Origin of the sequence: Pseudomonas sp. Irchel s3h9, assembly GCF_900187475.1 — a bacterium.
Classification (GTDB): Bacteria; Pseudomonadota; Gammaproteobacteria; order Pseudomonadales; family Pseudomonadaceae; genus Aquipseudomonas; species Aquipseudomonas neuropathica.
The window spans coordinates 15,276-41,493 of record NZ_FYDH01000026.1 but is presented as its reverse complement, the minus strand read 5'-3'; the positions used below and the strand labels follow the sequence as shown (position 1 = coordinate 41,493).

Sequence of the window (26,218 nt, the reverse complement as noted above, 5' to 3'; positions counted from 1 at the left end):
CACCACGCAGGCGTTGGTGATGCTGGCTCGCAAACTTGCTCGGGTGGTATTCGCCTTGCTGAAAGGGCAAAGCGAATACCAGACAAAAGTCAGTTGAGGGCTTCCCCTCAACCATAGAATCTCCCACAGGGTTCGGGGGTGTTCATTGCATCGTGTGTACTCACCGGTACAAACCCCACATACCCCCGACAACTTGCGCCCCGACGCTGCATAAGCCGGTACACCCACCGGTTTTCCATTCCAGGGAGTGAGTCCGATGATCGGTAGCGTCAGCAACTACACGAGCTATACCAGCACCAGCAGTACCTCCACGCAAAACGCCCGTAGCCAGCAACTGCAAAAAGAACTGTTCGCCAAACTCGACAGCAACGGCGACGGCGCGGTGGATCAGGACGAACTGAAAAGCGCCCTGTCGCAGAAGAACGACGACGGTCTGCTGGTCAACCTGAGTAAACAATTCGGTGATCTGGACAGCGACGCCAGCGGCAGCCTCAGCGCCGAAGAAATGACCGCCATGGCGCCCCCGCCACCGCCACACGATCAAGCACCGGACACCGACCTCGCCGACGCCCTGATCAGCGCCCTCGACAGCGACGGTGACGGCGCCATCAGCAGCGACGAACTGAGCAGCGGCCTGACCAGCGCCGGCAGCACTGCCGACAGCACTGCCGACAGCAACGAAATCTTCTCCGCCCTCGACAAGAACAAGGACGGCACCGTCAGCCAGGACGAACTCACCGCCAGCCTGCCCCCGCCACCTCCACCGCCGCCACACATCAACAGCGACGAACTGTTCAGCCAACTTGATGCGGATGGCGACGGTAGCGTGACGGCTAACGAATTAAGCAGCGCTCTGCAGACCAGCAACAGCACCTCATCGACCAGTACCGACACCAGCACCGCGCTGCTCAAGGTGCTCGATAGCGACAACAGTGGTGGCGTGAGCAGTGATGAGCTGAAAGCGGCTTTACAGGCAGGCCGTGAACGACCTGACGAAGAACAGACCGCTTCGACACAGAGCACCACCGAAGCCCTGAACCGCATGATTGCCAATCTGAGCAAACAGTACTCGCTGGAGAAAACGGCGTCGGTGGGCAAGTATTTGAATGTGGCGACGTGAGTCGACGACACTATTTGCCGCGGACAATCAAAAGCCCCTCACCCTAGCCCTCTCCCAGAGGGAGAGGGGACTGATCGAGGTGTTTGGGAGAGTTACGCCGACGTGAAAGTCCGAGTTGAACGCAAAATTTGAGAGGCCCACCATCGGCCCCCTCTCCCTCGGGAGAGGGCTGGGGTGAGGGGCAGCTACAACGCAAATCAAACGCCGAACACTCCACGCTCTTCACCACTCAACAGGATGAGCGTTAGCTCGGCTGCTGCTCTTGATCTTGATCCACCAGCGACGTCGGAAGGCTGAGTGGAGGGATTGATCCGGGCGTGGGAGCGCAGCGACCGTTTGGCGCAGCCAAACACAGCGAGAGGAGGTGCAGCGAAGCAAACCGTAGGCGCTGCGCCCGGATCGATCCCGCAGCGAAGGAACCCCGAGCCCCAGCGAGCGGGCCGCACGTAGGAGCAAGCCTTTTTGGTTACTTTTCGCTGGGCCGGCATTCCGGCGTCTGGAAAAAGTGACCCGCCGTAAGGGCGGAACCTTAATCAGCAACACCCGCAGCAACGGATATGCCCACAAAAATCAGCGCCGCTCCTCAACCCGCCCCTGACTCTTGCTCCAATCCGTCAACAAACTATAAGCCACCGCCAACAACGTAGGCCCGATAAACAACCCGATAAACCCAAACGCAATCAATCCGCCAAACACCCCAAGCAACACAATCACCAACGGCAAATTCCCCCCGCGGCTGATCAAATACGGCTTGAGCACGTTGTCCACGCCACTGATGATGAACGTCCCCCAGATCCCGAGAAACACCGCCATCCCGTACTCACCCTTCCACGCCAGCCAGGCCGTCGCCGGCACCCACACCAACGGCGGCCCCATCGGAATCAGACTCAACAGGAAGGTGACAATCCCGAGCACCAGCGCCCCCGGCACCCCGGCAATCAAAAACCCGATCAACGCCAGAACCGCCTGCGCCGCCGCCGTGCCGATCACCCCGTTGACCACCCGCTGCACCGTACCCGCCACCAACTCGATGTAATACCCGGCACGATCCCCGATCAAGCGCTCCAGCAGACTGTGCACAAACGCCGCCAGCCGAGGCCCGTCACGATAGAAAAAGAACACAAAGACAATGCTCAACGTCAGCTCGAGAATCCCGCCACCAATCTGCGCACTGCGCGCCAGCAACCAGTTACCGACCTGCCCCAGATAAGGTTTGATCGACACCATCAGCGCGGCGCCCTGCTGATCGATGCTGTTCCACAGCCCGACCAGGCGCTCGCCCACAAACGGCAAAGTCCCCAGCCACACCGGCGCTTCCGGCAGACCGTCGACCTGCACATCCTTGATGAACGCCGTGGCATCACGCACATGATCCCCCACGTTGAACCCCAGCCAGACCAGCGGCGCGGCCACCAGCAGCATCCAGCCCAGCGTCAGAATCCCCGCAGCCAGCGACTCACGGCCATTAAGCCAGCGGGTCAACAGACGCATCAGCGGCCAACTGGCGAATGCCAGCACCGCGCCCCAGAACAGGGCCGACCAGAACGGCGCCATCACCCAGAGGCTGGCACCAAACAACACCAGCAGCAGGATCTGCACCAGCAGGCGATCGTTATTGAGCATGTAAGGTCTCGAAAAAGTCAGTCAGGCAAAGAGTAGGCGAACACGCGGTTCGTGCTCGCCCGAAACAGCTTAACGCAACAGATCGATGCGCAGGCCAGAGCCTTCGACACTGCCGGTCTCCATGCGTGCCGCCCGCACGCCCTGATTGATCAGGGCCTGTCGCCAGGCCTCGGCTTTCGGCCCGGACACCGTCACGCGCAACGTCGTATCGAGATTAAGGCCACGGGAAATCAGGCGTAGCCATGTATCGTCCGGGTCATTCACGCGATCAGGAAAATCCAGCTCACCGGTGCTTTTCAACTGACGCAACAGGGTCGCCGAGGTCGGCAGCAGCTCACCCAACGGTGCAGCCGCCTCGAACTGTTCGACATGCAGATAGGCTTTGCGGTTGCCGCGCGTGATGCTGTAAAGCGCCACCAGCGTGTTGTCACGCGGTGCGGCCAGTCTCAACAACAGATACGCCTGTTGTTCGTCAGCACCGTACAACTTGGCGTTGCCGAACACCTCGTTGGCCCACAGGCTGCTTTCGCCGCAATCACGCGCCTGACACCAGAACAGCAATTCGGCGTCCTGCTTTTGCAGGGCTTCACGAGCGGCGGTAAAAGCTTCGGTGGCGGAGTGTTCGGGGGGCAACTCGTAGGTCACCGAAGTGGTCTGGCCACGGGCGGTGACCTGGCCGTCGAAACGCAACTGCCCGCTGATCTTGCGGATCGAACCCAGCGGATAGATCCGCTCAAGCTCCACAGGCGGGCGGTAGTCGACGATCTGTGCATCGGCCAGACGCGGCACGATCTGCAGATCCTGACTGCCCGGCACATCGGCGGCGAACGAAACGGTACTGAAACAGCACAGTGCCAACAGACTGAGTGACCGCATAGTCAGGCTCATCGGATCGGCATGACTGGGTAATTCGAGGTCGCAGCGGTATAGAAATCCATCGTAGTTGTCTCCCATTTCAACCCGCCCAGCCTCGACAGTTGCCCGCAGCAAGTCAAGGAATGGCGAAGAACCGATTGAAACAGTCTGCGACAAGGATCGCCCCGGCCTCATCGTTCAGGTGCAAATGGTGCCCGCCCGCCAACTGTTCCCGGCTAAAGGGTAGACGCTCCAGCAGCTCCGGATGTTTGGCCAGCATGCCGTCAGCCGCGACCACCAGCTGCGCCGGACAACTGACCCGCAGCGCGAAAGCCATTGCCTGTTCCTGGGTCAGACGCAGCGGCGATGGCAGGGTCAGGCGATTGTCGGTGCGCCAGGTGTAACCGCCGGGCACCGGCATCAAACCGCGCTGGGCCAACAATTCAGCCGCCTCACGGCTGACCGCCACCAGACCTTTCATGCGCGCTTCGATGGCACGGTCGAGGGTGCTGTAAACCGGTTTGCGCTTCTCGCGCAGATCCAGTTGCGCTTGCAGGGCCATGCCCATGCGCTCGGCGGCGTTTTCGCCTTTGTCTGTAGGAGGAATGACGCCGTCGATCAGCGCCAGATGGCTGATGCGTTCCGGCAGCGACCCCGCCAGCACCATGGAAACGATGGCACCCATCGAATGCCCAAGCAGGCCGAAACGCTTCCAGCCCAGTTGTTCGGCGACTTGCAGCACGTCATGGGCGTAATCCCACAGCGCATAGCCGGCGCCGTTCGGCCGATGCCCGGAATGACCGTGCCCGGCCATGTCCAACGCAATGATGCGCAAGCCTTTGAGTTTGGGCGCCAATCGGGCAAAGCTGTTGGCATTGTCGAGCCAGCCATGCAGTGCAATCACCGGCAGACCGTCCTCGGGGCCGAACAAATGCGCGGCCAGCTCGATATGCGGCAGGCTCAGGCGCACTTCTTCGAAGGTCGGGCTCATGCGCAATCCTTGTCCTGACGGTTTTCCCAGCGAGTAAACAGATTCTTCAATAGTCGTGCGGTGTCCTGTGGCCGCTCAAGCGGGAACATGTGGCCGCCAGGCATGCTCAGCGCCTCGCCCTGGGCCAGACGCGAAACGAAACGGGTGTGATGACGCATGACCACGCGACTCTTGTGCCCGCGCACCACCGCCAGCGGTACCTGTAATTGGCGGGTACGACCAGGGCTGGTATGCGGCACGCCACGATAGATGCTGATTTCGGTCGCCGGATCGAAGCGCAGGCGCAGCTTGTCGCCGACCTGGTGCAAACCATGTTGCAGGTAGGCATCGAAGCATTCCGGATCGAAACCACGGAACAGTGTCTTGCCAGCAAAATAGCTGCGCGCACTGTCGAGGTCGGCGAACTCTTCCCGCCGGCCCAGGGTGCGGCCGGCCGGGGTCAGTCTGTCGATGAAGCCAAAGCGCTTGGCCGCGCGAATCACCCATTGATCAGTGCGGGTCAGCACCGGCGAATCGAGCATCACCACGCCGCGATACAGCTCAGGGCAACGCAGCGCCGCGTGCAAATGCAGTACGCCGCCGAACGAATGGCCGACGCCCCACACCGGCTGATCCTGCTGCTGCAAATGGTGGATCAACTCGTCGACGAGGTTGTACCAATTGTCATCCGCCGGGAAACGCGGGTCATGGGCATGCTGCTCCAGATGCGCAACCCGGTACTCGGGCGCCAGCGCCGCGAACAATTTGCCATAGGTGCCCGAGGGAAACCCGTTGGCGTGGGCGAAAAAGATTGGTTGCGACATACGGGCAAATCCATGAGCGGGAAACGTGGCGTTGATTGTCCGTAAGACCGCGCCTTACAGCAATGACCGTAACTGCCAGGAATGATGACAGTCCGGTCAGCGTGATGGTGTGTCAGGGAGATCGCTTCCCCCTCACCCCAGCCCTCCCGAAACGTCGGACCGCCCCCAAGGGGGCGAGGGGAAAGGGAGCAGATTTGCATGAGTTTCAAAACCTGAGTTCGGCTCGATAACTCAGGTCGGCGCAACTCGAACATCCAGCCCGGTCAGTCCCCTCTCCCTCTGGGAGAGGGTTAGGGTGAGGGTGGCTGCTCACCCAGCGGTACCACCGCCATGGTCAACCGCGACACACAACTGGCCTTGCCTTCATCGCTGGTCAAACGGATATCCCACACATGAGTCGTGCGACCGATGTGAATCGGCTTAGCCACCGCCGTCACCCGCCCACTGCGCAAGCCGCGCAGATGGTTGGCGTTGATCTCAAGTCCCACGCAGTAAAACTTGCTGGCATCGATGCACAGATAGCTGGCCATCGAACCGACGGTTTCCGCCAGTACCACCGAGGCGCCGCCGTGCAACAAACCGTAGGGCTGATGGGTACGATGGTCGATGACCATGCTCGCGGTCAGCGATTCTTCGTCGAACGCTTCGAAGCGGATGTCCAGCACTTCGCCGATGGTGTTCTTCTGGATTGCGTTCAACTGCTCGATGTTCGGAGTGGTACGCCACAAGCTCATCGCAGACTTCCTTTATTGTTTTAGTGGTCGCTCAATCCTGCCACAGCACCGCCTCGCTGCGCTCGCTCCATTCTTCGAAACGCGCGCCATAGGTGTCTTCGATGACGTTGCGCTTGATCTTCAGGGTTGGCGTGAGGAAGCCGTTTTCCACCGCCCAACTGTCCTTGACCACCACCAACCGGCGCAGGCGTTCATGCTTGTCGAGTACGGCGTTGACCTCCTCCAAGAGTTTTTCCAGGCTCGAGTGCAGGCTCGCCCGGCCCTCTTCCTGATTGACCGTGGACAGCACACACAAACCCAGCGGCGCACTCAGGCCATCACCGACCACGCACACCTGTTCAATCCGCGAATGCACGGCCAAGCGATTTTCGATCGGTGCCGGGGCAACATATTTGCCCTTGCTGGTCTTGAAGATCTCCTTGAGTCGGCCAGTCAGTCGCAGGCGCCCTTCAGCATCCTGTTCGCCCTTGTCACCGGTGCGCAGAAAGCCGTCCTCGGTCAACGTTTCGGCGGTTTTCTGCGGTTCCTTGAAATAGCCGAGCATGTTCGCCTGACTGCGCACCTGCACCTCGCCCGACTCATCGATGCGTACTTCGACATCCGGACACGGCTTGCCGATCCAACCCTGCTTGTATTGCCCCGGCAGACAGATGTGCGAGTAGCCGCAACTCTCGGTCATACCGTAGACCTCCAGCACATCCAGGCCAAGTTTCTGATACCAGGCGAGCAAGGTCTGCGGCACCGGCGCGGCGCCGGATAACGCCACGCGCAAAGCATCCAGCCCCAGGCCTGCCAGTACCTTGTGACCAACGCGCTTGCCAATGAATGGCAGGCCGAGAAGAAAATCCAGACGTTTCGCCGGGATCTTGCTGTACACGCCCATCTGGAATTTGGTCCAGATGCGCGGCACACCGAACATCGCGGTCGGCCGTGCTCGCTGCAGGTCAGTGATGAAGGTCTCAAGGCTCTCGGCGAAGAAAACCGTCTGCCCGGTGTAGATCGACGCCAGTTCCACGAACATGCGCTCGGCGACGTGGCACAGCGGCAAGTACGAGAGCAATCGATCGTTCTCGTTAAGCCCGAACAGTTGCGTGCCGCGGGTGGTGGCGAAACCGAGATTGGCAAAACTGTGCATCACGCCTTTGGGCAGGCCGGTGGTGCCGGAGGTGTAAATGATCGTCGCCAATTGCTCGGCCGCCGGACGTGGATCGTCCTGAATTGGCGAGCTGCGCTGCAAGTCCGCCCAACTGAAATCGAAATCCCCGGGCGGGTGCAGTGGCAGACTAATGGTCGGCAGATCCGCCGGCACGCCTTTGCACATGCCCGGCCAGTCGTCGAGCTTGCCGATGAAGGCCAGCGCGCTTTCCGAATGATTGAGCACTTGCGCAACGGAGTCGGCAGTGAGGTTGGGATACAACGGAACCGAGACGTGCCCGGCCATCCAGATCGCCAGGTCGGCGATGATCCAGTGCGCGCAGTTTTTCGAGATCAGGGCGATATGGCTGCCCTGCGGCAACTCCCGCGCACGCAACCAATGTGCGGCGCAGCGGGCCTGATGGCCGACATCCGCCCAGCTCAGCGTCTCGACCTGGCCGCCGCCAATGGGCTGCACGAGGAAGCGCTGGCGCGGGTGCCGGGCTTCACGTTCGTAGAACACGTCCAGCGGCAAACGGAAGGCGGCAGACATGCGACTCGCTCCTGTTTTTTGGGTCTGGAGCAAGCGTAGTCAACCAAGCAAGTGCTTGGTTGGAAAATTCACACAAATAATTTCATGGTGTACGCAGTACCTGTAGGCCTTCGCCTGCTCGCGATAGCGGGTTGTCAGTCAACATAAATAGCGACTGATATACCGCTATCGCGAGCAGGCGAAGGCCTACAGGGTCGGTGTTGACAACTTCAGGGATGTTTGAGGCTGTTGAGGTTCATCGAGCCGATCAGCAGTTCAGGGCTTTCCAGCTCAGCCAACCCGGCAGTACTGACCTTCTCCGGCGGATACCCGGCGCCATGTTGCAGATAACTCAGCAGATTGCCCACCAGCGGGTTGTGACTGACCAGCAGGACGTTGCTCACCGACACCAGTTGATCGGTGACCTTATCCGGATCAACCTCCGGCGTCAGCCACTCGACCGTGCGAATCTCCGGCTCGAAACCCAGCGCCTCACGAACTATCTGCGCAGTCTGTTGCGCGCGCAGATAAGGGCTGGCGTAGATCGCCGTCAGCGGTTGGCCGATCAAATGGGCCGCGCTGTTCAAGACTTCTTTACGGCCGTGATCGGTCAGTTCCCGTTCGGAGTCGGGGCACGAGCCGTAAGGCACGGCTTCACCGTGACGTAATACCCAGAGTTTCATAGCTTGGGTTCCTCATCTCGAACCGGATGCGGTGCCGGTGCGACGGCGTGCGGCGCTTCACCTTCCGGAGTACGCGGGGTTGGCCAGTCGGCGAACGGCCACGGTTTCTGGTCGCTGTGGAAACTGCCGAAACGGCCGATCTGCGCCAGAAACTGGCTCAGGCTGTCGCCGAAATTCATCAGGCTGGCGCTCGGGGCGCCATAGATCAAACGATAGATCAGTTGCACCAGCACCACCGCGCCGAGGATGAACTGCGCCACTTGCCAGACCAGCACGTAGACGATCATCCACAACACGCGCAGAAGGATGGATTCGTACTTGGCTTCGGTTTTCGGATCGTTCATGGCTTGCTACTCCCGGCTCACTCAGTTGAAACCACTGGTGGAAATAAAGTCGACGTCGGTTTTCGGCTCGGCCCGCATCAGTAGACCGATCACCTGCTCCAGCGTGCGTCCTTCAAAGAGGATCGCATGCAGCCCGGCGACCAGTGGCATGTACACGCCGACTTCCTGAGACTTGGCCTTGAGCACCTTCAAGGTGTTGACCCCTTCAGCGACTTCACCGAGACGTGACACCGCTTCGTCGAGACTCAAGCCCTGACCCAGCGCAAAACCGACTTGATAGTTGCGACTCTTCGGCGACGAACAGGTCACGATCAGATCGCCGACACCGGCCAGACCGAGGAAGGTCATGGGGTTAGCGCCCTGATTCACGGCAAAACGGGTCATTTCCGCCAGTGCCCGGGTGATCAGCATGCTCTTGGTGTTCTCGCCCATCTCCAGCGCCACCGCCATGCCGGCGATGATCGCGTAAACGTTTTTCAATGCCCCGCCCAGTTCCACACCGAAACGGTCGGCGCTGGCATAAACGCGGAAGGTACGACCGTGCAGCGCGGCTTGCACGGCTTTACACAGTTCTTCGTCTTCGCTGGCGACCACGGTGGCGGTCAGTGCGTGTTCGGCAATCTCGCGCGCCAGGTTCGGCCCGGACAACACGCCGATGCGCGCCTGCGGGGCGATCTCTTCGAGAATCTGGCTCATCAGTTTGAAGGTCTGGGCTTCGATGCCCTTGGTCAGGCTGACCAGCATCTTGCCGCTCAACCGCTCGGCGTGGGCGGCAAGCACCGTGCGCAACGCGCTGGACGGCAGCGCGACAAAGCACAAATCGCAGGCGTCGAGGGTTTCCTGCAGGTCGGTGACGGCAGTCACCCCCGGCAGAATCTTGATGCCTTTGAGGTAACGCGGGTTTTCGCGATTGACCCGGATGGCCTCGGCCTGCTCGGGGTCACGCATCCACTGCCGGACTTGATGGCCGTTCTCGGCCAAAAGATTGGCCACGGCGGTACCAAAACTTCCGCCTCCCAGGACCGCAATCGGGCGCTGTTCAGTCATATGCAATCCGTTAATCCATACCAGTGGCGATGCCGGCATTATACGGGGCGGCCAACGCGCGGCCAGCCCCAGCAACAATTACCGACACTTGTAGGAAGAAGACCAATAAAACCTAGGAAAATGCCTGCAACGTGACTGGAAAAGTCACTGCCCTCGGTTAACATGCGCGCCAATTCTTCGCTATCAAGGTTGTGTCGTGTCTTTTGGCTCTGCGTCCCCGCGTTCGTCCGTCTTACTGGCGCTGCTGTTCAGCCCGCTAGTGCTGGCCGACGACCTGTTCATGGACAACGAAGCACTGCCACAGGTGCTGACTGCCACGCGCCTGAAACAAACCCCGGCGGAAGTGCCAGGGAGCATGACCGTAATTGACAACGAACTGATCCACGCCAGCGGCGCCCGCGATGTCAGCGAACTGCTGCGCCTGGTGCCGGGGATGATGGTCGGCAACATCAGCGGCAATCAGGCGGCGGTCAATTACCACGGCACCAACGCCAGCGAAGCACGGCGCATGCAAGTGCTGATCGACGGCCGCTCGGTGTACCGCGCCGGTTTGTCCACGGTGGACTGGAGCGATATTCCGGTGGCCATGGAAGACATCGAGCGCATCGAAGTTTTTCGCGGCCCCAACACTGTCAGCTATGGCGCCAACGCGCTGATGGCGGTGGTCAATATCATCACGCGAAACCCGGCGGACAGCCACGGTACACGGCTGAAGTACACCCGTGGTCAGCGCGGCATCAACGATTTCTACGCCAGCCAGGGCACCGGCTGGAATGGCGGCGATCTGCGCCTGTCGCTGTCCGGGCAAGAAGACGACGGCTTCGACAGCGATCGCAGCGGCGCCGATTATCGTGACAGTCGCCGCTTGAACCGTTTCAGTCTCGCGGTCAGCCACACCCTCAGCGATAACCAAAGCCTCGACTGGCAGGTCAATGCAAAGGACGGCAGCAACCAGCGGCCCTACACCTATCGTCCGGTGTTCTCAGGGATTACCGCCGCCGGGAACAATTCCGACGTAGTCGCCAAAGATTACGCCGGCTCGGTGCGCTGGAACCTCGATATCAACCCGGAGCACAGCCTTTATATACAAGGCTCGGCGCAACACTGGGATCGCCAGCAAACCTGGCGCGCCTGTGATGCCGAGGTGTCATTCAGCCCCGAGCTGACGCAACTGTGGCAGCTCAACCCGAATTACACCGAACGTCTGGCGCGCAACATCACCCGCTTCACCGGCCCCGGCGCGGCGCCCGGCACTCCGCAAGAAATGGCCCTGGCCAATCAGGTGCTCGAGCAATGGCGTAACGGCGCCAGCCGCACCCTGTGCGGCGACATCGACCAGAGCGCGCGGGAATCGCGTTACGACCTCGAATTGCAGGACACCCTCAGCCTGTCCGACAGCCTGCGTCTGGTCAGCGGTATGAACTATCGTTACGACCGCGCCGACTCCGAAACCTACTTCAACGGCACACTGGACGACACCACGTGGCGCGCGTTCGGCCAACTGGAATGGCGCGCCACGGAGCACTGGCTGTTGCAGGGCGGTGCGATGTTCGAAAACACGCAACTGATCGGCAGTTCGCTGACCCCGCGATTTGCCGTCAATTACCTGATCAACCCGCGCCACGGCCTGCGCGCGGTTTACTCGGAAGCGATCCGCTCGCCGGACATGTTCGAGAACAACGTCAACTGGAGCTATCAGGTCAGCAACCTGCGGCCTTCGGCTTACGGCCAGTCGTCGGCGCGTTACTTCGTCAAGACACGCGGCCCGGGCGATCTCGATCAGGAGCACATGCGCTCACGGGAGCTGGGCTACAACGGCTATTTCGCCGAGCTGGGTCTGGCCCTGGATGTGAAGCTGTTCTACGACGAGATCACCGGAATGATCAGTGAGCCGCTGCGTAACAACCAATACATCGCCAGCAACGCTAACAGCTCGCGGTTTCGTGGCACCGAAACCCAGCTCGACTGGCGCGTGAGCCTGGCCGACCGCTTGCGGTTCACCTACGCCTTCGTCGATGCCGAAGCGAGCAATCCGCTGGATCAACAATTCACCTCACGCAATAGCGGTTCGGCCGGTTGGCTGCGCGATTGGGGCCATGGCTGGAACAGCGCCCTCTTCTATTACGGCGACAACGCGCTCAATGGCTACCGTTTCGAGCGGGTCGACACACGCATCGCCAAACGCATCCCGCTGGGCAAAGCCCAGCTGCAACTGGCCGGCGTGCTGCAACAGCGCCTCGACCATGAGCCGACCACCTTCGTCGACAATAATTACGACGAGCGTCGGGTGATGTATTTCAGCGCTGAGCTGGAGTTCTAGGATGCGCTACGGGCCGTCACGGAAGCTGCCAACCCTTGGCCACTGGCTGGCCGGGTTTTGCCTGTTTCTGACCGCATGGCTGCATGGCATGGCGGTGCAAGCCGCCGATATTCTGTTGACCGGTGCCGAGGAAAGTCCTGGCGTGCAAGCATTCGTCCAGGCACTCAGCGAATTGCGTCCGACTGACAACGTGCGTTTCCAGCCGTTGGCCAGTCTGCCGGCACCGGGAAAACTGCCTGCCAGTCTGCGCCTGATTCTGCTCGACCTGCCGAGCCTCGACTGGCGCCTGCAAGACCCCCAAGGCCCGGCAACGCTGGTGCTGCGCATCAGTCGTCTGCAAGCGCGCCAGCGCCTCGGCAGCGCGCAACCGGCGCACCTGAGTTTGCTGTGGAGTGATCCACCGCTGAGCCGCCAGTTGCAGTTGATCCGACGCATTCTGCCCCAGGCCCAGCGGATCGGCGTGCTCTTCGATCAACACAGCGAATTCCTCCTCAAGGAACTCAATCTCGCCGCCGAACCACTGAACCTGCAAATCGTCAGCCAGCGCTGGGACAACATCCACGACAGCCGCCCGCTGCAAACCGTGCTGAAGAACAGCGATGTGTTACTCGGCCTCGACGACCCCGATCTGTACAACCCGAAAACCGCGAAAAACCTGCTGCTCAGCAGCTATTCACGGCAAGTCGCGCTGGTCGGTCCCAACGTGGCGTTCGTCCGCGCCGGCAGCCTGGCGAGTACCTACAGCGATCAGAACGACTGGCTGGCCGTGCTCGATCATTTGCTCGACCAATCGCCGGCCAGTTGGCCGCGAACGCTTTACCCCGCACGTTTTAAAGTCTCAAGTAATGCGCAGGTCGCTCGTTCCCTAGGGATCGAGCCGCTAAATGAAGCGTCTGTCGCCCAAGCGCTGGCTGAAGGAGAACGCCGCCCATGAGTTTTCGTCGCCGTTGGGACATCAACACCCGCACCCAGCTGATCAGTCTGGGCCCGGCGCTGTTGTTGACCCTGTTGTTGATCAGCTTCTTTACCTTTGTGCGCATTCAGGATTTGCGCCAGGAGCTGAACCACACCGGCCAACTGATCGCCAACCAACTGGCACCCGCCACTGAATACGGGGTGATTTCCGGCAATAACGAAGTGCTGGAAAGCCTGCTCAAAGCGACACTGACCACGCCCAACGTGCGCTTTCTCGAAATACAGGACAGCGCCAACCGGATTCTGGTGTACGTCGAACAGCCCGCCGCCGCGCACAGCCGCCCGCATCAGGTTGAAGTGTTTCAGGCACCGGTGCGCCTGCAACGCATCGCCCTGCACAATGATTTCTTTCAGGACGGCAAGGTCAGCAACGGCGGGGCCAGCGAGGACTATCTGGGCCGAGTGATCGTCGGCTTATCCAACGATGCCTTCAGCCAGCGCCAGCAGGAGATTCTGTTCAAGGCCGGGATTCTCGCGCTGTTCGCCCTGCTCTTCACTTTTGTATTGGCACGACGCCTGGCCGGCAGCCTGTCGCAGCCGATTCGCGACATCGGCGATGCGGTCAAGGCGATTCAGGACGGCGATTACAAAACGCCGCTACCGATTGTCGATGACACCGAACTGGGCGCGCTGTCGCAGCACATCAATAACCTCGCTCAAGCGCTGGAACAGGCCAGCCGTGAGCAGCATCAAGCCATGGCGCAACTGATTCAGACCCGCGAAGAGGCGGAAAAGGCCAACAACGCCAAGTCGGACTTCCTGGCGATGATGAGCCACGAACTGCGCACGCCCATGAACGGCGTGCTGGGTATGCTGCAACTGCTGGAAACCACCGAGATGACCGAGGAGCAGGTCGAATACGCCGCACTCGCCTCGGAGTCCACCGAACACCTGCTGAAAGTCATCAACGATATTCTCGACTTCTCGCGCATCGAACGCTCGGAGCTGGAACTGGAGCACATCCCCTTCAACCTCGCCGAACTGATCAGCGCCTGCGCGCAGTCGTTCCAGCACAGTGCGGTACAGCGAGGGCTGGCGCTGAATCTGCGGATCCCGGACGACATGCGCGGTTTGCAGGTGCAGGGCGATCCGACGCGGATCCGGCAGATTCTGGTCAACCTGGTTGGCAATGCGCTGAAATTCACCGAACAGGGCCGGGTCAGCATCGAGGCGCAGTGGCAATCGCTGGATCACGAATTGCTGTGGTTCACCTGTTCGGTGCGTGACAGCGGCATCGGTATTTCTTCTGAAAGTCTGGAGTTGATGTTCAATGCCTTCCAGCAGGCCGACAGTTCGATTTCACGGCGCTATGGCGGCACCGGTCTCGGTCTGCCGATCGCCCGCACGCTGGCCGAACGCATGGGCGGCACCTTGCGCGCGCAGAGCGAGGAAGGTCGCGGTTCGGTATTCACTCTGGAAATTCCGCTGGCACTCTATAAGCAGGCGCTGCCGCCCCTGGCTGCGCCGCGTGCACTGAACGGAAAAGAGCATGGTGAAGGACGCAATGTCTTGCTGGTCGAAGACAATCCAGTGAACCAGACAGTTATTGAAGCGATGCTGCGCAGTCTGGGCTTTACTGTCAGTGTTGCTACCGATGGCGCACAGGCCGTGCGCAGCGCCGAGGGCAGCGACTTTGAAGTGATTCTGATGGATTGCCGTTTGCCGATCATCGATGGCTACGAGGCTACCCGGCAGATCCGACTGCTACCCGGACGCAGCGAAGTGCCGATCATCGCGCTGACCGCCAACGCCTTGCAGGGCGACCGGGAAACCTGCCTGTCGGCGGGCATGAACGATTATCTGGCGAAGCCGTTCAAACGTAATGATCTGCAGCAGATTCTGCAGCGCTGGGTGTCGTAGTGTGGGCCTTTCGACCATCTGCGACTGGCGTGAAAAGCGAAAGTGCGGCAGTCTTAGGCACCCGAACGAGCCTCAAAAGGGGCTTGAATAAAAATTTCAGTGCACAAGTGTACATTCATGTCCTTGGTGCTGTGACTTTCACCACAACGCAATAGTCTATGAGTAGGCTGCCGGTTCGAGGCATGAACGCTTCGAACGGTCGGGAAGATTTGCCCCACCTGCCGCATGGGATTATTGAGGAGCTCGCATGACCAAACAAAACGCCTTTACTCGGGAAGATCTGCTGCGCTGCAGTCGCGGTGAGCTGTTCGGCCCAGGTAACGCGCAACTGCCCGCCCCGAACATGCTGATGGTCGATCGCATCACCCTGATCAGCGAAGAAGGCGGCAAGTACGGCAAAGGTGAATTGGTCGCCGAGCTGGATATCAACCCTGACCTGTGGTTCTTCGCGTGCCACTTCGAAGGCGATCCGGTGATGCCGGGCTGTCTGGGTCTGGATGCCATGTGGCAACTGGTCGGTTTCTTCCTGGGCTGGCAAGGCCTGCCGGGCCGTGGCCGTGCGCTGGGTTCAGGCGAAGTGAAGTTCTTCGGTCAGGTGCTGCCGACCGCCAAGAAAGTTACTTACAACATTCATATCAAACGCGTCCTCAAGGGCAAGCTGAACCTGGCCATTGCCGATGGTTCGGTGACTGTCGACGGTCGCGAAATCTACACCGCCGAAGGCCTTCGCGTCGGCGTGTTCACCTCCACTGACAACTTCTAAGGGTTATTCGCATGCGCCGCGTCGTTATCACTGGTCTGGGCATCGTTTCGTGCCTGGGCAATGACAAAGAGACCGTCTCCGCTAACCTGCGTGCAAGCCGCCCTGGCATCCGGTTCAACCCGGAATATGCTGAAATGGGTCTGCGTAGCCAGGTTTCCGGCTCCATCGACCTCAACCTTGAAGAACTGATCGATCGCAAGATCTATCGCTTCGTCGGCCACGCAGCCGCGTACGCCTACCTGGCCATGAAAGACGCCATCACTGACTCCGGCCTGACCGAAGAGCAAGTGTCCAACCCGCGTACCGGCCTGATCGCTGGTTCCGGTGGTGCTTCCACGCTGAACCAGATGGAAGCGCTGGACATCCTGCGCGAGAAAGGCGTCAAGCGCGTTGGCCCGTATCGTGTAACGCGGACCATGAGCAGCACCGTTTCCGCTTGCCTGGCCACGCCATTCAAGATCAAAGGCCTGAACTACTCCATCGCATCTGCCTGCGCCACCAGTGCTCACTGCATCGGTACTGCCATGGAACAGATCCAGATGGGCAAACAGGACATCGTTTTCGCCGGTGGCGGTGAAGAAGAGCACTGGAGCCAGTCGTTCCTGTTCGACGCAATGGGCGCTCTGTCCAGCAAGCGTAACGACACCCCAGAACAAGCTTCCCGTGCCTACGACGCCGACCGTGACGGTTTCGTCATCGCTGGCGGTGGCGGCATGGTCGTGGTTGAAGAGCTGGAACACGCTCTGGCCCGTGGCGCGAAAATCTACGCCGAAATCGTTGGCTACGGCGCAACGTCCGACGGCTACGACATGGTTGCCCCAAGTGGCGAAGGCGCGATCCGCTGCATGCAGATGGCGATGTCCACCGTTGATACGCCGATCGACTACCTGAACACCCACGGCACCTCGACTCCGGTCGGCGACGTCGCGGAAATGAAAGGTGTGCGTGAAGTGTTCGGCGACAAGGCACCGGCGATCAGCTCGACCAAGAGCCTGTCCGGTCACTCCCTGGGCGCCGCCGGCGTTCACGAAGCGATCTACTGCATGCTGATGATGGAAGGCAACTTCATTGCCGGCTCCGCCAACATCGACGAGCTGGACCCTGAAGTGGCCGACCTGCCGGTGCTGACCAAGACCCGCGAGAACGCCACCATCAACACTGTGATGAGCAACAGCTTCGGCTTCGGCGGCACCAACGCCACGCTGGTACTGAAGCGCTGGGAAGGCAAGTAATTCCCCCCGCTTGAGCCACACATGAAAACGCCCCGACTGGTTCGGGGCGTTTTTTTTCGTCTGTAGAAAATAGCCGGGACACCGCTGATCCCTGTGGGAGCTGGCTTGCCAGCGATAGCGGAGTGTCAGGCAACGAAGATGCTTGCTGTGCCGACGTCATCGCTGGCAAGCCAGCTCCCACAGGGATCCAGAGCGTTCTGGAGATGAAACTTCTGTCATGAAACTTACCGCCCTGCGACCGAATGTCGCGGATTGCGCGGGCTGCAGCACTGTTGCAAAAAACGCAATAACACCTTGCGCAAATCAAGCGTTTACTTAGCAAGCTAACAAATCATATAAAAGAGTCCTGCACACGCCTTGGTGCAGATAACTTGAGATTTGGAGCTAGCAGATGACTGTAAAAGTAACTGAACGCGACGATTCACACATGTCCCACGAAGGCGTAGCCGCCGGTATCCGCATCTGGGACGTGCATCAACAAGACTTGCTGGTCGGCATGTTCCACAACGAGATCGATGCCCACAACTACAAGGCCGAACTCGAAGTGCAAGAGCAACAACGCGAAACCCGTTCCTCCTGATTCAACCACAGCATTGAAAACGACAAACCCCGCCATGAGCGGGGTTTGTCGTTATTACAGCTTTATCGATTTACCACATCAGATCATCAGGGATCTGATACGCCGCGTACGGATCGTCCTCGGTGCTGACCTCTTCGGTCTGCACGTTGAGCTGGACGATGCGCTGTGGATCGCGCTCCTGGATCTTCAGGGCCGCTTCACGCGGGATCACTTCGTAGCCGCCGGCATGGTGCACGATCGCCAGCGAACCGCTGCTGAGCTTGTTGCGCATCAGCGTGTTGACCGAGATGCGCTTGACCTTCTTGTCGTCGACGAAGTTGTAGTAGTCCTCGGTGGTCAGCTTCGGCAGACGCGAGACTTCGATCAGTTGCTTGACCTGTGCTGCACGCGCCTTGGCTTCGGCTTTCTCTTTCTGCTGGCGGTTCAGCTCCTGGTCACGCTTGACCTTCTCAGCCATGGCTTCCTGGGCGGCACGCTGCTGCGAGTCATCCAGTTCGATCTGACCTTTGTGCGCCAGACGTTGCTGCTTCTGCTTGTCCTTGCTGACCTGCTTGGCCTGCTTTTGGTTGACCAGGCCTGCTTTGAGCAACTGGTCGCGAAGGGAAATACTCATGGTGCTTACTCACTTGGGCAGTGGCTCAGCCGCAGCCGGGCAAATTCTTTTCCTGACGTTTGGCTTCACCCCACAGGGCGTCCAACTCTTCGAGGGTGCAATCTTCTATGGGACGGTGGGTGTCGCGCAATGCCTGTTCGATAAATCGGAAACGTCTTTCGAACTTGCCGTTGGCGCCACGCAGCGCAGTTTCCGGGTCGACCTTCAGATGCCGGGCCAGGTTGACCACGGAAAACAGCAGATCGCCGATCTCGTCAGCCACGGCGACGGGATCGTTTTCGGACATGGCTTCGAGGACTTCATCGAGTTCTTCACGCACCTTGTCGAGCACCGGCAAGGCGTCTGGCCAGTCGAAACCGACCTGGCCTGCGCGCTTCTGCAACTTGGCCGAACGCGACAATGCCGGCAACGTCGCCGGCACGTCATCGAGCAGTGACAGTTGCTCGGGCGCGGCAGATTTCTCGGCGCGCTCTTCAGCCTTGATCTCTTCCCAGCGCTGCTTGACCTGTTCTTCACTCAAGCGCGGCACATCCAGCGGTGCGTAGAGATCACCGGTGGGGAACACGTGGGGATGACGACGGATCAGTTTGCGGGTGATGCTGTCGATCACCCCGGCAAATTCGAAGCGCCCTTCTTCCTTGGCCAACTGGCTGTAATACACCACCTGGAACAGCAGATCGCCCAACTCGCCCTGCAAATGATCGAAGTCGCCACGTTCGATGGCATCGGCCACTTCGTAGGCTTCTTCGAGGGTGTGCGGGACGATGGTCGCGTAGGTTTGCTTGATGTCCCACGGGCAACCGTACTGTGGATCGCGCAGACGGTTCATGAGGTGGAGCAGGTCTTCAAGGCTGTACATCATTTATCTCTCACCACAAAACCCTGTGGGAGCTGGCTTGCCAGCGATTGCATCACCTCGATGTTCCTGAAAGACCGAGTTGTCTGCATCGCTGGCAAGCCAGCTCCCACATTGGATCAATGCCATCTTCACGGAGTACGGTTACGCCGCGTTTCGATGATGTTCGGCAACTGCGAAATCCGCCCGAGCAACCGCCCCAGTGCATCCAGTCCCGGGATCTCAATGGTCAGGGACATCAGCGCGGTGTTGTCTTCCTTGTTCGAGCGGGTGTTGACCGCCAGCACGTTGATGCGCTCGTTGAGCAATACCTGCGAGACGTCACGCAGCAGACCGGAACGGTCGTAGGCGCGGATGACAATGTCCACCGGGTAGGTGAGCACCGGCACCGGGCCCCAGCTGACCTGGATGATCCGCTCCGGCTCGCGTCCGCCCAGTTGCAGCACCGAGGCGCAGTCCTGACGGTGAATGCTCACGCCACGACCCTGAGTGATGTAACCAACGATCGCATCGCCCGGCAGCGGCTGGCAGCAGCCGGCCATCTGCGTCATCAGGTTGCCGACGCCCTGAATCTGAATATCGCCACGCTTGCCCGGTTTGTAGCCGGTGGCCTTGCGCGGAATCAGTTCTAGCTGCTCGTTGCCGCGTTCCGGTTCGACCAGTTGCTGCGCGAGGTTGACCAGTTGCGCCAGACGCAGGTCGCCGGCACCGAGGGCGGCGAACATGTCTTCGGCGGTTTTCATGTTGGCCTTGTCGGCCAGCTTGTCGAAGTCCACCGCTGGCAGGCCGAGGCGCGTCAGTTCGCGCTCGATCAGGGTTTTACCGGCGGCAACGTTCTGATCGCGCGCCTGCAATTTGAACCAGTGAACGATCTTCGCCCGCGCCCGCGAGGTAGTGACGTAACCGAGATTCGAGTTCAGCCAGTCGCGGCTCGGCGTACCGTGCTTGCTGGTGATGATCTCGACCTGCTCACCGGTCTGCAGGCTGTAGTTGAGCGGCACGATGCGCCCGTTGATCTTCGCGCCACGGCAGTTGTGGCCGATCTCGGTGTGCACGCGATAAGCGAAGTCCAGCGGTGTCGCGCCCTTCGGCAAGTCGATGGCGTGGCCATCGGGGGTGAAGATGTAGACCCGATCCGGCTCGATATCGACGCGCAGTTGTTCGGCCAGACCACCGATATCGCCCAGCTCTTCGTGCCACTCGAGGACCTGTCGCAGCCAGGAGATTTTCTCTTCGTAGTGGTTCGAGCCGGATTTGACGTCGGTGCCCTTGTAGCGCCAGTGCGCGCAGACGCCGAGCTCGGCTTCTTCGTGCATCGAGTGCGTACGGATCTGCACCTCGAGCACTTTACCCTCAGGGCCGATCACCGCCGTGTGCAGCGAGCGGTAGCCGTTCTCTTTCGGGTTGGCGATATAGTCGTCGAATTCTTTCGGGATGTGCCGCCACAAGGTGTGGACGATACCCAGCGCGGTGTAGCAGTCGCGCATTTCCGGGACCAGCACGCGCACCGCACGCACGTCGTAGATCTGGCTGAATTCCAGACCCTTGCGTTGCATTTTGCGCCAGATGGAATAGATGTGTTTGGCCCGGCCGCTGATGTCGGCATCGACGCCGGTGGCTTGCAATTCATCCTTGAGCTGGGTCATCACATCGGCGATGAAACGCTCACGGTCCAGCCGTCGCTCGTGGAGCAACTTGGCAATCTGCTTGTATTGATCCGGCTCGAGATAACGGAAGGACAAGTCCTCCAGTTCCCATTTGATATGACCGATGCCGAGGCGGTGCGCGAGCGGCGCATAAATGTCGAAGACTTCGCGGGCGACGCGGTTACGCTTTTCGTCGTCGGCGGTTTTCACCGCACGAATGGCGCAGGTGCGTTCGGCGAGTTTGATCAGGGCAACGCGAACGTCATCGACCATCGCCACCAGCATCTTGCGCAGGTTTTCCACCTGCCCTTGCGTGCCCATAACCATCGACTGACGCGGGCTGAGGCTGGCACTGATGGCGGCCATGCGCTGCACGCCGTCGATCAGTTTGGCCACCACCGGGCCGAAGCGCTGGCCGACGGCCGCGAGTTCGATCTGGCCTTCACGCACGCCGCGATACAGGACCGCTGCGACCAGCGAATCCTGATCGAGCTTGAGGTCGGCGAGAATCTCGGCGATTTCCAGGCCAGTACTGAAGCTGCCGGAGCCTTCGGCCCACAGATTCTTCCTGGCATTGGATTGTTGTTCGGCCTCGCGAGCGAACTCGCAGGCTTCTTTCAAGGCTTCGCGATCCAGTGCCAGATCGACACTGACCGCGTGATCGAGCCAAGCCTCGAGATTGATACTGCCGTCAGTGTTGATCGGCTGGTGTGCTCTCACCTGTACCATCTTGCTTTACCTTCCCTACGACGCAGATTCAATGCGTCAAATCGCTGATCCTTGTTGCCCGTTTGCGCTCGCGGGGCTAAAGCGAGCGCTGCGCGGACAGATCAGGCGGATTCAGACGAGCCATCCTGGCTCGCTTCAAATAACGCCATGGCCTCGACATGTGCCGTCTGAGGAAACATATCGAGAATCCCGGCACGTTTTAACCGGTAGCCCTGCTTGATCAATTCGACCGTATCGCGCGCCAGAGTTGCAGGGTTGCACGACACATACACCAACCGTTTGGCACCCAGGGTCGCCAGCTTGCGAACTACCTCGAAAGCACCGTCACGCGGTGGGTCCAAGAGTACCGCAGAAAAGCCGTTTCCGATCCACTGGGCATCGGTCAAAGGCTGGGATAAATCGGCTTGAAAAAACTTTGTGTTATGCAAATTGTTACTAGCGGCGTTGGCTTCAGCGCGATCAACCATGGTCTGCACGCCTTCGACCGCCACCACTTCCCGAACGGTTTTGGCCAGCGGCAAGGCAAAGTTGCCCAGGCCGCAGAACAGATCCAGCACGCGCTCGTCGCTACCGGGTTTCAGCCAGTCCAGCGCTTGCGCAACCATGGCTTCGTTGACGCCGGCGTTGACCTGGATGAAGTCACCCGGGCGGTACGCCAGATCCAGATCCCACTGTTCCAGGCGATAGCCCAGCGCCTGGGTCGCATCGACCGGTTGCGGCTCGCCTTCGCCATGCAGCCATAATTGCGCTTCATGGAACTGGCAGAATTCCTTGAGAATGGTCAGATCCGCTTCCGACAACGGCGCCATGTGCCGCAGCAGCACCGCCAGTGACGAGCCACTGAACAACTCGACATGGCCCAATGCTTGCGGTTTGCTCAAACGACGGAGCATCTCCGGCAAACGGGTCATGATCGGTTGCAAGGGCTGTACCAGCACCGGGCATTCGTTGATCGCGACGATGTCCTGGCTGCCGGCGGCACGGAAACCGACTTCGAGTTTCTTCGCCTTCATGTCCCAGCGCACGGCGATGCGGGCGCGACGGCGATAGCCGAATTCGGGACCGGTCAGCGGCGCTGCCCACGCTTCAGGTTCGACACCGGCGACACGCGACAATTGCTCGGCGAGCATGCGCTGTTTCAGGGCAAGCTGTTCGCTGTGGGGCAAATGCTGGACGCTGCAACCGCCACAACGACCGGCGTGCTGACACGGTGCCGGGCGACGCAGTTCGCTGGCCTTGAACACCCGCTCGGTGCGCGCCTCGACCACTTTGCCGTGGGCGCCGAGCACCCGCGCTTCGACCTCTTCGCCGGCGAGGGCGCCGAGGACGAACCAGGTTTTGCCTTCGAAAAACGCGATACCGCGACCGTCATTGGCCAGGCGCTCAATGCTCAAGCGCTGTTTTTTGCCGGTCGGAATTTGCGCGGCCTTGCTCCCACCCGTGGGCTGGAAGCGCAGGCCTCTCTCGTGCTTGGCCATCAGTTGGGCGCGTCGAAAATGCCGGTCGACAGGTAACGGTCGCCACGGTCGCAGATGATCGCGACGATCACCGCGTTTTCAACTTCTTTGGACAGGCGCAACATCGCTGCCACCGCACCGCCCGAGGACACACCGCAGAAGATACCTTCTTCGCGGGCCAGACGACGGGTCACGTCCTCGGCCTCGCTTTGCGCCATGTCGACGATACGGTCGACGCGGTCGGCCTGATAAATTTTCGGCAGGTATTCCTGCGGCCAGCGGCGGATGCCGGGAATGGCCGAGCCTTCCATCGGTTGCAGACCGACGATCTGCACGCTGTCGCTCTGCTCTTTCAAGTAGCGCGACACGCCCATGATGGTGCCGGTGGTGCCCATCGAACTGACGAAATGGGTAATGGTGCCCTGGGTCTGACGCCAGATTTCCGGACCTGTGGTGGTGTAGTGCGCCTCAGGATTGTCGCCATTGGCGAACTGATCGAGCACCTTGCCACGGCCTTCGGCTTCCATCCGCTGCGCAAGGTCGCGGGCGCCTTCCATGCCTTCTTCCTGGCTGACCAGAATCAGCTCGGCACCGTACGCGGTCATCGCCGCTTTACGCTCGGCGCTGGAGTTGTCCGGCATGATCAGGATCATCTTGTAACCCTTGATCGCAGCGGCCATGGCCAGCGCGATCCCGGTGTTACCCGAGGTCGCTTCGATCAGCGTATCGCCGGCGTGGATCTGCCCGCGCAACTCGGCGCGGGTGATCATCGACAACGCCGGACGGTCCTTGACCGAACCCGCCGGGTTATTCCCTTCGAGCTTGAGCAATAGGGTGTTGCTGGTAGCACCGGGCAGGCGCTGCAAACGCACCAGCGGCGTGTTGCCGACGCAATCGGCGATGGTTGGGTACTGCAAGGTCATGGCGTATTCGCAATCCAGACGTGCGGGGGCGCCTATCATACCGGCAAACCCGCGCAGGCCATATCACGCAAAGTGCGGTGCTTATGGTTTATGGGAATAAGGGATTGAAAGTCGCACCAGTGGTGCGACTTTTGCGGTGGGTCATCTTAATTGGCGGTGATGCGTATGGCCTCTTCGCGAGCAGGATCGCTCCCACAGGGAGTAGTGTCAGCAGTGATGACACTATTAACTGTTGATCACACAATCTGCGGCGAACCGAGTTCCAATGTGGGAGCGAGCCTGCTCGCGAAGGCGTCAGTCGGCGCAACACCGTCATCCGCCAGCAACCGCAAATTCAACCGCAACCCTGCCCCGCTATTTTCCGCCCAAATACTCCCGCCCTGACGCTGCACGGCATTGCGCGCGATGCTCAGCCCCAAGCCAAATCCACCGTCGCCGGGCCGCGAGCCGTCAAGGCGGGTGAAAGGCGAGAAGATCCGTTCCAGATCCCCTTCCGCTACGCCGCCGCCCTGATCTTCCAGCCACAGGTGCCAGTAATCGCCATCGCGCCGTCCATCGAGCCGCACAATCCCGCCCGCAGGCGAATGCCGAATCGCGTTGCGCAAAATGTTCTCCAGCGCCTGCGCCAGGGTATTCAAGTTGCCGCGCACCCAGCACGACGCCTCGACCGAACACTGCAATTGCAGACTCGGCCAGCCGCTTTCATAACAGGCATTGTCGGTGAGCATTTCCCACAGGGCCTGAATCTGGATCGCCTCGTCGGGCAATGGCGAGCGCTCGGTATCGAGCCAGGCCAGTTGCAGGGTGTCTTCGACCAAGCGTTGCATACCGTCGACTTCGCGACCGATACGTTCGCGTAGCTGCACTAAATCTTGCTCGCTTTCGCTGGCGACGCGCAGGCGGCTCAGCGGTGTGCGCAATTCATGGGACAGATCGCGGAGCAATTGCTGTTGCAGGGCGACGGTGGATTGCAGACGCTCGGACATGGAGTCGAACGCCCGCGCCAGCTCGCCGAGTTCATCCGGGCGCTGGGTGATACCGCTCGACAGGCGCACATTCAATTGATCGGCACGCCAGGCGTTAGCCTGTTCGCGCAGGTTGTTCAGGGGCACGACCAGCAAGCGGTACAGACCGACACACAGCAATAACGTGAACAGACCTGGAATCACGCCGTTGGTGATGACGCGCCAGAACACCCGGTACTTACCCGGAACAAATCGTTCGGGCAATTCGATCACCAGGCTGCCGGCAGACGGCTCTTTGGGGAAAGGAATACGCAACCACGGGCGGCCTTTCTTGTGGATCGGCCAGTCGAGCCCACGCAAGAAGGTCAGGTGCTGAATTTCCTGATCATTCAGCGGATCATTGCTCAGCGACTGTAAGTTGCCACCGATCACACCGACCCAACTGGCTTCACGCAACTCCATGCTCTGCAACCAGTCATCGACCCCGCTGCGGCCGCCGTGCTGCCAGGCCTGTTCCGCTTGCGCGGCGTAACGCGTCAGGGTGCCGCGCGCTTCGTCGGAGAGGAACTGGTTGCGCTCCTCCATATAACGGCCCCACGACCAGCTCAGCCAGATCATCAGCAGACAAAATGCGACCAGCAGAAACGCCAGTTTCCAGAACAGTGAATGCCGCCCCGGCAGTTCAGAGCGTTTCATCAGCGGCGCTCAACACGTAACCCTTGCCCCAGACGGTGCGCACTTCACGCTCGGTGTAACCGATGGCTTTCAGTTTGCGGCGGATCTGGCTGATATGCATGTCGAGGCTGCGATCGTGGGCCGCGTAGCCGCGCTGCAAAACGTGCTGATAAAGGAAGGCTTTGCTCAGCACTTCCTCGTCATTGCGATTGAGGGTTTCGAGCAAACGGAATTCGCTGCGGGTCAGCCCGGCGGGTTGTTCGCGGAAAAACACATCGCACTGTTCGTCATCGAATCGCAGCGTACCGACCGCCACTGGCGCCGCCAGCGCTGCCGGGCGCCGATCCAGCGCAACCCGGCGCAGGATCGCTTCGATGCGCACATGCAACTCGGCCATGCTGAACGGCTTGGGTAAATAATCGTCAGCACCGAGACGGAAACCGCTGATGCGATCCGCCTCGGCGCCGAGGGCCGACATCAGCAGTACCGGTGTCGAATGGCTCTGGCGCAATTGCGTCAACACCTGCAAACCGTCCAGGCCCGGCAAGAGAATATCCATCAGCACCACGTCGAACGGCTGGCGCGTGGCGATGTTCAGGCCTTCCTGACCGTTCTGGCACCAGGTCACCTGAAAGCCGCTGCGGCCCAGATGTTCGTGAACATAGGCGCCGAGTACCGGATCGTCTTCGATGGAGAGAATGCGTGGCTGGCCAGCGGAAACAGGAGTCATGAGTATCTGCAAGTAATTCTCAGTTGAG

General features: G+C 60.3%; 23 protein-coding genes and 1 pseudogene. 8 read left to right on the top strand and 16 right to left on the bottom strand.

What is annotated here, in order from left to right; all coding sequences use genetic code 11:
- Positions 1–97: pseudogene (locus CKW26_RS28815) on the top strand (IS110 family transposase); the annotation flags it as partial.
- Between the two features lie 159 nt (positions 98–256).
- A complete protein-coding gene (xopAW, locus tag CKW26_RS28810) occupies positions 257–1,120 on the top strand; it encodes a XopAW family type III secretion system calcium-binding effector (RefSeq protein ID WP_095051073.1) in 864 nt (287 codons plus the stop codon).
- Between the two features lie 570 nt (positions 1,121–1,690).
- Here xopAW and CKW26_RS28805 read toward each other — a convergent pair.
- The 9 genes from CKW26_RS28805 to CKW26_RS28765 form a co-directional block, all read right to left on the bottom strand.
- The gene (locus CKW26_RS28805) at positions 1,691–2,743 is read right to left on the bottom strand and encodes an AI-2E family transporter (RefSeq protein ID WP_093442276.1); all 1,053 of its coding nucleotides are present in this window, start codon (positions 2,741–2,743) and stop codon (positions 1,691–1,693) included.
- A gap of 69 nt (positions 2,744–2,812) precedes the next feature.
- Positions 2,813–3,619 (bottom strand): DUF4892 domain-containing protein, encoded by an 807-nt coding sequence (locus tag CKW26_RS28800; protein WP_093442271.1) that lies wholly within the window; start codon positions 3,617–3,619, stop codon positions 2,813–2,815.
- Positions 3,620–3,734: 115 nt separating this feature from the next.
- Positions 3,735–4,589: an alpha/beta hydrolase gene (locus CKW26_RS28795; RefSeq protein ID WP_095051072.1), complete on the bottom strand. Its 855-nt coding sequence runs from the start codon at positions 4,587–4,589 to the stop codon at positions 3,735–3,737.
- The gene (locus CKW26_RS28790; RefSeq protein WP_095051071.1) at positions 4,586–5,392 is read right to left on the bottom strand and encodes an alpha/beta fold hydrolase; all 807 of its coding nucleotides are present in this window, start codon (positions 5,390–5,392) and stop codon (positions 4,586–4,588) included. The genes CKW26_RS28795 and CKW26_RS28790 overlap by 4 nt, the downstream gene beginning before the upstream one ends.
- Before the next feature lie 290 nt (positions 5,393–5,682).
- Positions 5,683–6,126 (bottom strand): hotdog fold thioesterase, encoded by a 444-nt coding sequence (locus tag CKW26_RS28785; protein ID WP_095051070.1) that lies wholly within the window; start codon positions 6,124–6,126, stop codon positions 5,683–5,685.
- A gap of 31 nt (positions 6,127–6,157) precedes the next feature.
- On the bottom strand, positions 6,158–7,813 hold the full coding sequence (locus CKW26_RS28780) for an AMP-binding protein (protein ID WP_095051069.1): 1,656 nt from the start codon (positions 7,811–7,813) through the stop codon (positions 6,158–6,160).
- A gap of 209 nt (positions 7,814–8,022) precedes the next feature.
- Entirely contained in the window at positions 8,023–8,475 is a 453-nt protein-coding gene (gene sixA / locus CKW26_RS28775; RefSeq protein ID WP_095051068.1) for a phosphohistidine phosphatase SixA, read from the bottom strand.
- Entirely contained in the window at positions 8,472–8,819 is a 348-nt protein-coding gene (locus CKW26_RS28770; protein ID WP_008087808.1) for a DUF4389 domain-containing protein, read from the bottom strand. The genes sixA and CKW26_RS28770 overlap by 4 nt, the downstream gene beginning before the upstream one ends.
- A gap of 21 nt (positions 8,820–8,840) precedes the next feature.
- Positions 8,841–9,866 carry an NAD(P)H-dependent glycerol-3-phosphate dehydrogenase gene (locus CKW26_RS28765; protein ID WP_090285290.1) on the bottom strand — a complete coding sequence of 342 codons (1,026 nt, stop codon included), beginning with the start codon at positions 9,864–9,866 and terminating at the stop codon, positions 8,841–8,843.
- Positions 9,867–10,062: 196 nt separating this feature from the next.
- Between CKW26_RS28765 and CKW26_RS28760 the strand changes: the two genes are divergently transcribed.
- The 6 genes from CKW26_RS28760 (at position 10,063) to CKW26_RS28735 (ending at position 17,596) form a co-directional block, all read left to right on the top strand.
- The gene (locus CKW26_RS28760) at positions 10,063–12,186 is read left to right on the top strand and encodes a TonB-dependent siderophore receptor (protein WP_095051067.1); all 2,124 of its coding nucleotides are present in this window, start codon (positions 10,063–10,065) and stop codon (positions 12,184–12,186) included.
- 1 nt (position 12,187) lies between these two features.
- Positions 12,188–13,120 carry an ABC transporter substrate-binding protein gene (locus CKW26_RS28755; protein ID WP_095051066.1) on the top strand — a complete coding sequence of 311 codons (933 nt, stop codon included), beginning with the start codon at positions 12,188–12,190 and terminating at the stop codon, positions 13,118–13,120.
- The gene (locus CKW26_RS28750) at positions 13,117–15,021 is read left to right on the top strand and encodes an ATP-binding protein (RefSeq protein ID WP_095051065.1); all 1,905 of its coding nucleotides are present in this window, start codon (positions 13,117–13,119) and stop codon (positions 15,019–15,021) included. Before CKW26_RS28755 ends, CKW26_RS28750 begins: the two co-directional genes overlap by 4 nt.
- Positions 15,022–15,268: 247 nt before the next feature.
- Positions 15,269–15,784 carry a 3-hydroxyacyl-[acyl-carrier-protein] dehydratase FabA gene (gene fabA / locus CKW26_RS28745; protein WP_003227150.1) on the top strand — a complete coding sequence of 172 codons (516 nt, stop codon included), beginning with the start codon at positions 15,269–15,271 and terminating at the stop codon, positions 15,782–15,784.
- 11 nt (positions 15,785–15,795) lie between these two features.
- Complete coding sequence (gene fabB / locus CKW26_RS28740) at positions 15,796–17,016, top strand: beta-ketoacyl-ACP synthase I (RefSeq protein WP_007968959.1); 1,221 nt, start codon at positions 15,796–15,798, stop codon at positions 17,014–17,016.
- A 391-nt stretch (positions 17,017–17,407) separates the two neighbouring features.
- Positions 17,408–17,596, top strand: a complete 189-nt coding sequence (locus tag CKW26_RS28735; RefSeq protein WP_077574113.1) for a hypothetical protein — start codon at positions 17,408–17,410, stop codon at positions 17,594–17,596.
- A gap of 70 nt (positions 17,597–17,666) precedes the next feature.
- On the opposite strand, the gene CKW26_RS28730 is transcribed toward CKW26_RS28735, so the two are convergent.
- The 7 genes from CKW26_RS28730 to CKW26_RS28700 form a co-directional block, all read right to left on the bottom strand.
- Entirely contained in the window at positions 17,667–18,209 is a 543-nt protein-coding gene (locus CKW26_RS28730) for a DUF2058 domain-containing protein (RefSeq protein ID WP_016987455.1), read from the bottom strand.
- A 25-nt stretch (positions 18,210–18,234) separates the two neighbouring features.
- Positions 18,235–19,068, bottom strand: a complete 834-nt coding sequence (gene mazG, locus CKW26_RS28725; RefSeq protein ID WP_007917475.1) for a nucleoside triphosphate pyrophosphohydrolase — start codon at positions 19,066–19,068, stop codon at positions 18,235–18,237.
- A 128-nt stretch (positions 19,069–19,196) separates the two neighbouring features.
- Positions 19,197–21,440 carry a GTP diphosphokinase gene (gene relA, locus CKW26_RS28720; protein WP_077574114.1) on the bottom strand — a complete coding sequence of 748 codons (2,244 nt, stop codon included), beginning with the start codon at positions 21,438–21,440 and terminating at the stop codon, positions 19,197–19,199.
- Between the two features lie 101 nt (positions 21,441–21,541).
- Positions 21,542–22,918 carry a 23S rRNA (uracil(1939)-C(5))-methyltransferase RlmD gene (rlmD, locus tag CKW26_RS28715; protein WP_095051064.1) on the bottom strand — a complete coding sequence of 459 codons (1,377 nt, stop codon included), beginning with the start codon at positions 22,916–22,918 and terminating at the stop codon, positions 21,542–21,544.
- Positions 22,918–23,820 carry a cysteine synthase CysM gene (gene cysM / locus CKW26_RS28710; RefSeq protein WP_026000780.1) on the bottom strand — a complete coding sequence of 301 codons (903 nt, stop codon included), beginning with the start codon at positions 23,818–23,820 and terminating at the stop codon, positions 22,918–22,920. Before cysM ends, rlmD begins: the two co-directional genes overlap by 1 nt.
- A 236-nt stretch (positions 23,821–24,056) precedes the next feature.
- Positions 24,057–25,481 carry a sensor histidine kinase gene (locus CKW26_RS28705; protein ID WP_095051063.1) on the bottom strand — a complete coding sequence of 475 codons (1,425 nt, stop codon included), beginning with the start codon at positions 25,479–25,481 and terminating at the stop codon, positions 24,057–24,059.
- Complete coding sequence (locus CKW26_RS28700) at positions 25,468–26,190, bottom strand: response regulator transcription factor (RefSeq protein WP_095051062.1); 723 nt, start codon at positions 26,188–26,190, stop codon at positions 25,468–25,470. Before CKW26_RS28700 ends, CKW26_RS28705 begins: the two co-directional genes overlap by 14 nt.
- Positions 26,191–26,218: the final 28 nt, after the last annotated feature.

What these genes read in the sequence shown, in the direction of transcription:
- xopAW (WP_095051073.1), top strand. Translation starts at nt 257, where the DNA reads ATGATCGGTAGCGTCAGCAACTACACGAGCTATACCAGCACCAGCAGT.
- CKW26_RS28805 (WP_093442276.1), bottom strand. Translation starts at nt 2,743, where the DNA reads ATGCTCAATAACGATCGCCTGCTGGTGCAGATCCTGCTGCTGGTGTTG.
- CKW26_RS28800 (WP_093442271.1), bottom strand. Translation starts at nt 3,619, where the DNA reads ATGCGGTCACTCAGTCTGTTGGCACTGTGCTGTTTCAGTACCGTTTCG.
- CKW26_RS28795 (WP_095051072.1), bottom strand. Translation starts at nt 4,589, where the DNA reads ATGAGCCCGACCTTCGAAGAAGTGCGCCTGAGCCTGCCGCATATCGAG.
- CKW26_RS28790 (WP_095051071.1), bottom strand. Translation starts at nt 5,392, where the DNA reads ATGTCGCAACCAATCTTTTTCGCCCACGCCAACGGGTTTCCCTCGGGC.
- CKW26_RS28785 (WP_095051070.1), bottom strand. Translation starts at nt 6,126, where the DNA reads ATGAGCTTGTGGCGTACCACTCCGAACATCGAGCAGTTGAACGCAATC.
- CKW26_RS28780 (WP_095051069.1), bottom strand. Translation starts at nt 7,813, where the DNA reads ATGTCTGCCGCCTTCCGTTTGCCGCTGGACGTGTTCTACGAACGTGAA.
- sixA (WP_095051068.1), bottom strand. Translation starts at nt 8,475, where the DNA reads ATGAAACTCTGGGTATTACGTCACGGTGAAGCCGTGCCTTACGGCTCG.
- CKW26_RS28770 (WP_008087808.1), bottom strand. Translation starts at nt 8,819, where the DNA reads ATGAACGATCCGAAAACCGAAGCCAAGTACGAATCCATCCTTCTGCGC.
- CKW26_RS28765 (WP_090285290.1), bottom strand. Translation starts at nt 9,866, where the DNA reads ATGACTGAACAGCGCCCGATTGCGGTCCTGGGAGGCGGAAGTTTTGGT.
- CKW26_RS28755 (WP_095051066.1), top strand. Translation starts at nt 12,188, where the DNA reads ATGCGCTACGGGCCGTCACGGAAGCTGCCAACCCTTGGCCACTGGCTG.
- CKW26_RS28750 (WP_095051065.1), top strand. Translation starts at nt 13,117, where the DNA reads ATGAGTTTTCGTCGCCGTTGGGACATCAACACCCGCACCCAGCTGATC.
- fabA (WP_003227150.1), top strand. Translation starts at nt 15,269, where the DNA reads ATGACCAAACAAAACGCCTTTACTCGGGAAGATCTGCTGCGCTGCAGT.
- fabB (WP_007968959.1), top strand. Translation starts at nt 15,796, where the DNA reads ATGCGCCGCGTCGTTATCACTGGTCTGGGCATCGTTTCGTGCCTGGGC.
- CKW26_RS28735 (WP_077574113.1), top strand. Translation starts at nt 17,408, where the DNA reads ATGACTGTAAAAGTAACTGAACGCGACGATTCACACATGTCCCACGAA.
- CKW26_RS28730 (WP_016987455.1), bottom strand. Translation starts at nt 18,209, where the DNA reads ATGAGTATTTCCCTTCGCGACCAGTTGCTCAAAGCAGGCCTGGTCAAC.
- mazG (WP_007917475.1), bottom strand. Translation starts at nt 19,068, where the DNA reads ATGTACAGCCTTGAAGACCTGCTCCACCTCATGAACCGTCTGCGCGAT.
- relA (WP_077574114.1), bottom strand. Translation starts at nt 21,440, where the DNA reads ATGGTACAGGTGAGAGCACACCAGCCGATCAACACTGACGGCAGTATC.
- rlmD (WP_095051064.1), bottom strand. Translation starts at nt 22,918, where the DNA reads ATGGCCAAGCACGAGAGAGGCCTGCGCTTCCAGCCCACGGGTGGGAGC.
- cysM (WP_026000780.1), bottom strand. Translation starts at nt 23,820, where the DNA reads ATGACCTTGCAGTACCCAACCATCGCCGATTGCGTCGGCAACACGCCG.
- CKW26_RS28705 (WP_095051063.1), bottom strand. Translation starts at nt 25,481, where the DNA reads ATGAAACGCTCTGAACTGCCGGGGCGGCATTCACTGTTCTGGAAACTG.
- CKW26_RS28700 (WP_095051062.1), bottom strand. Translation starts at nt 26,190, where the DNA reads ATGACTCCTGTTTCCGCTGGCCAGCCACGCATTCTCTCCATCGAAGAC.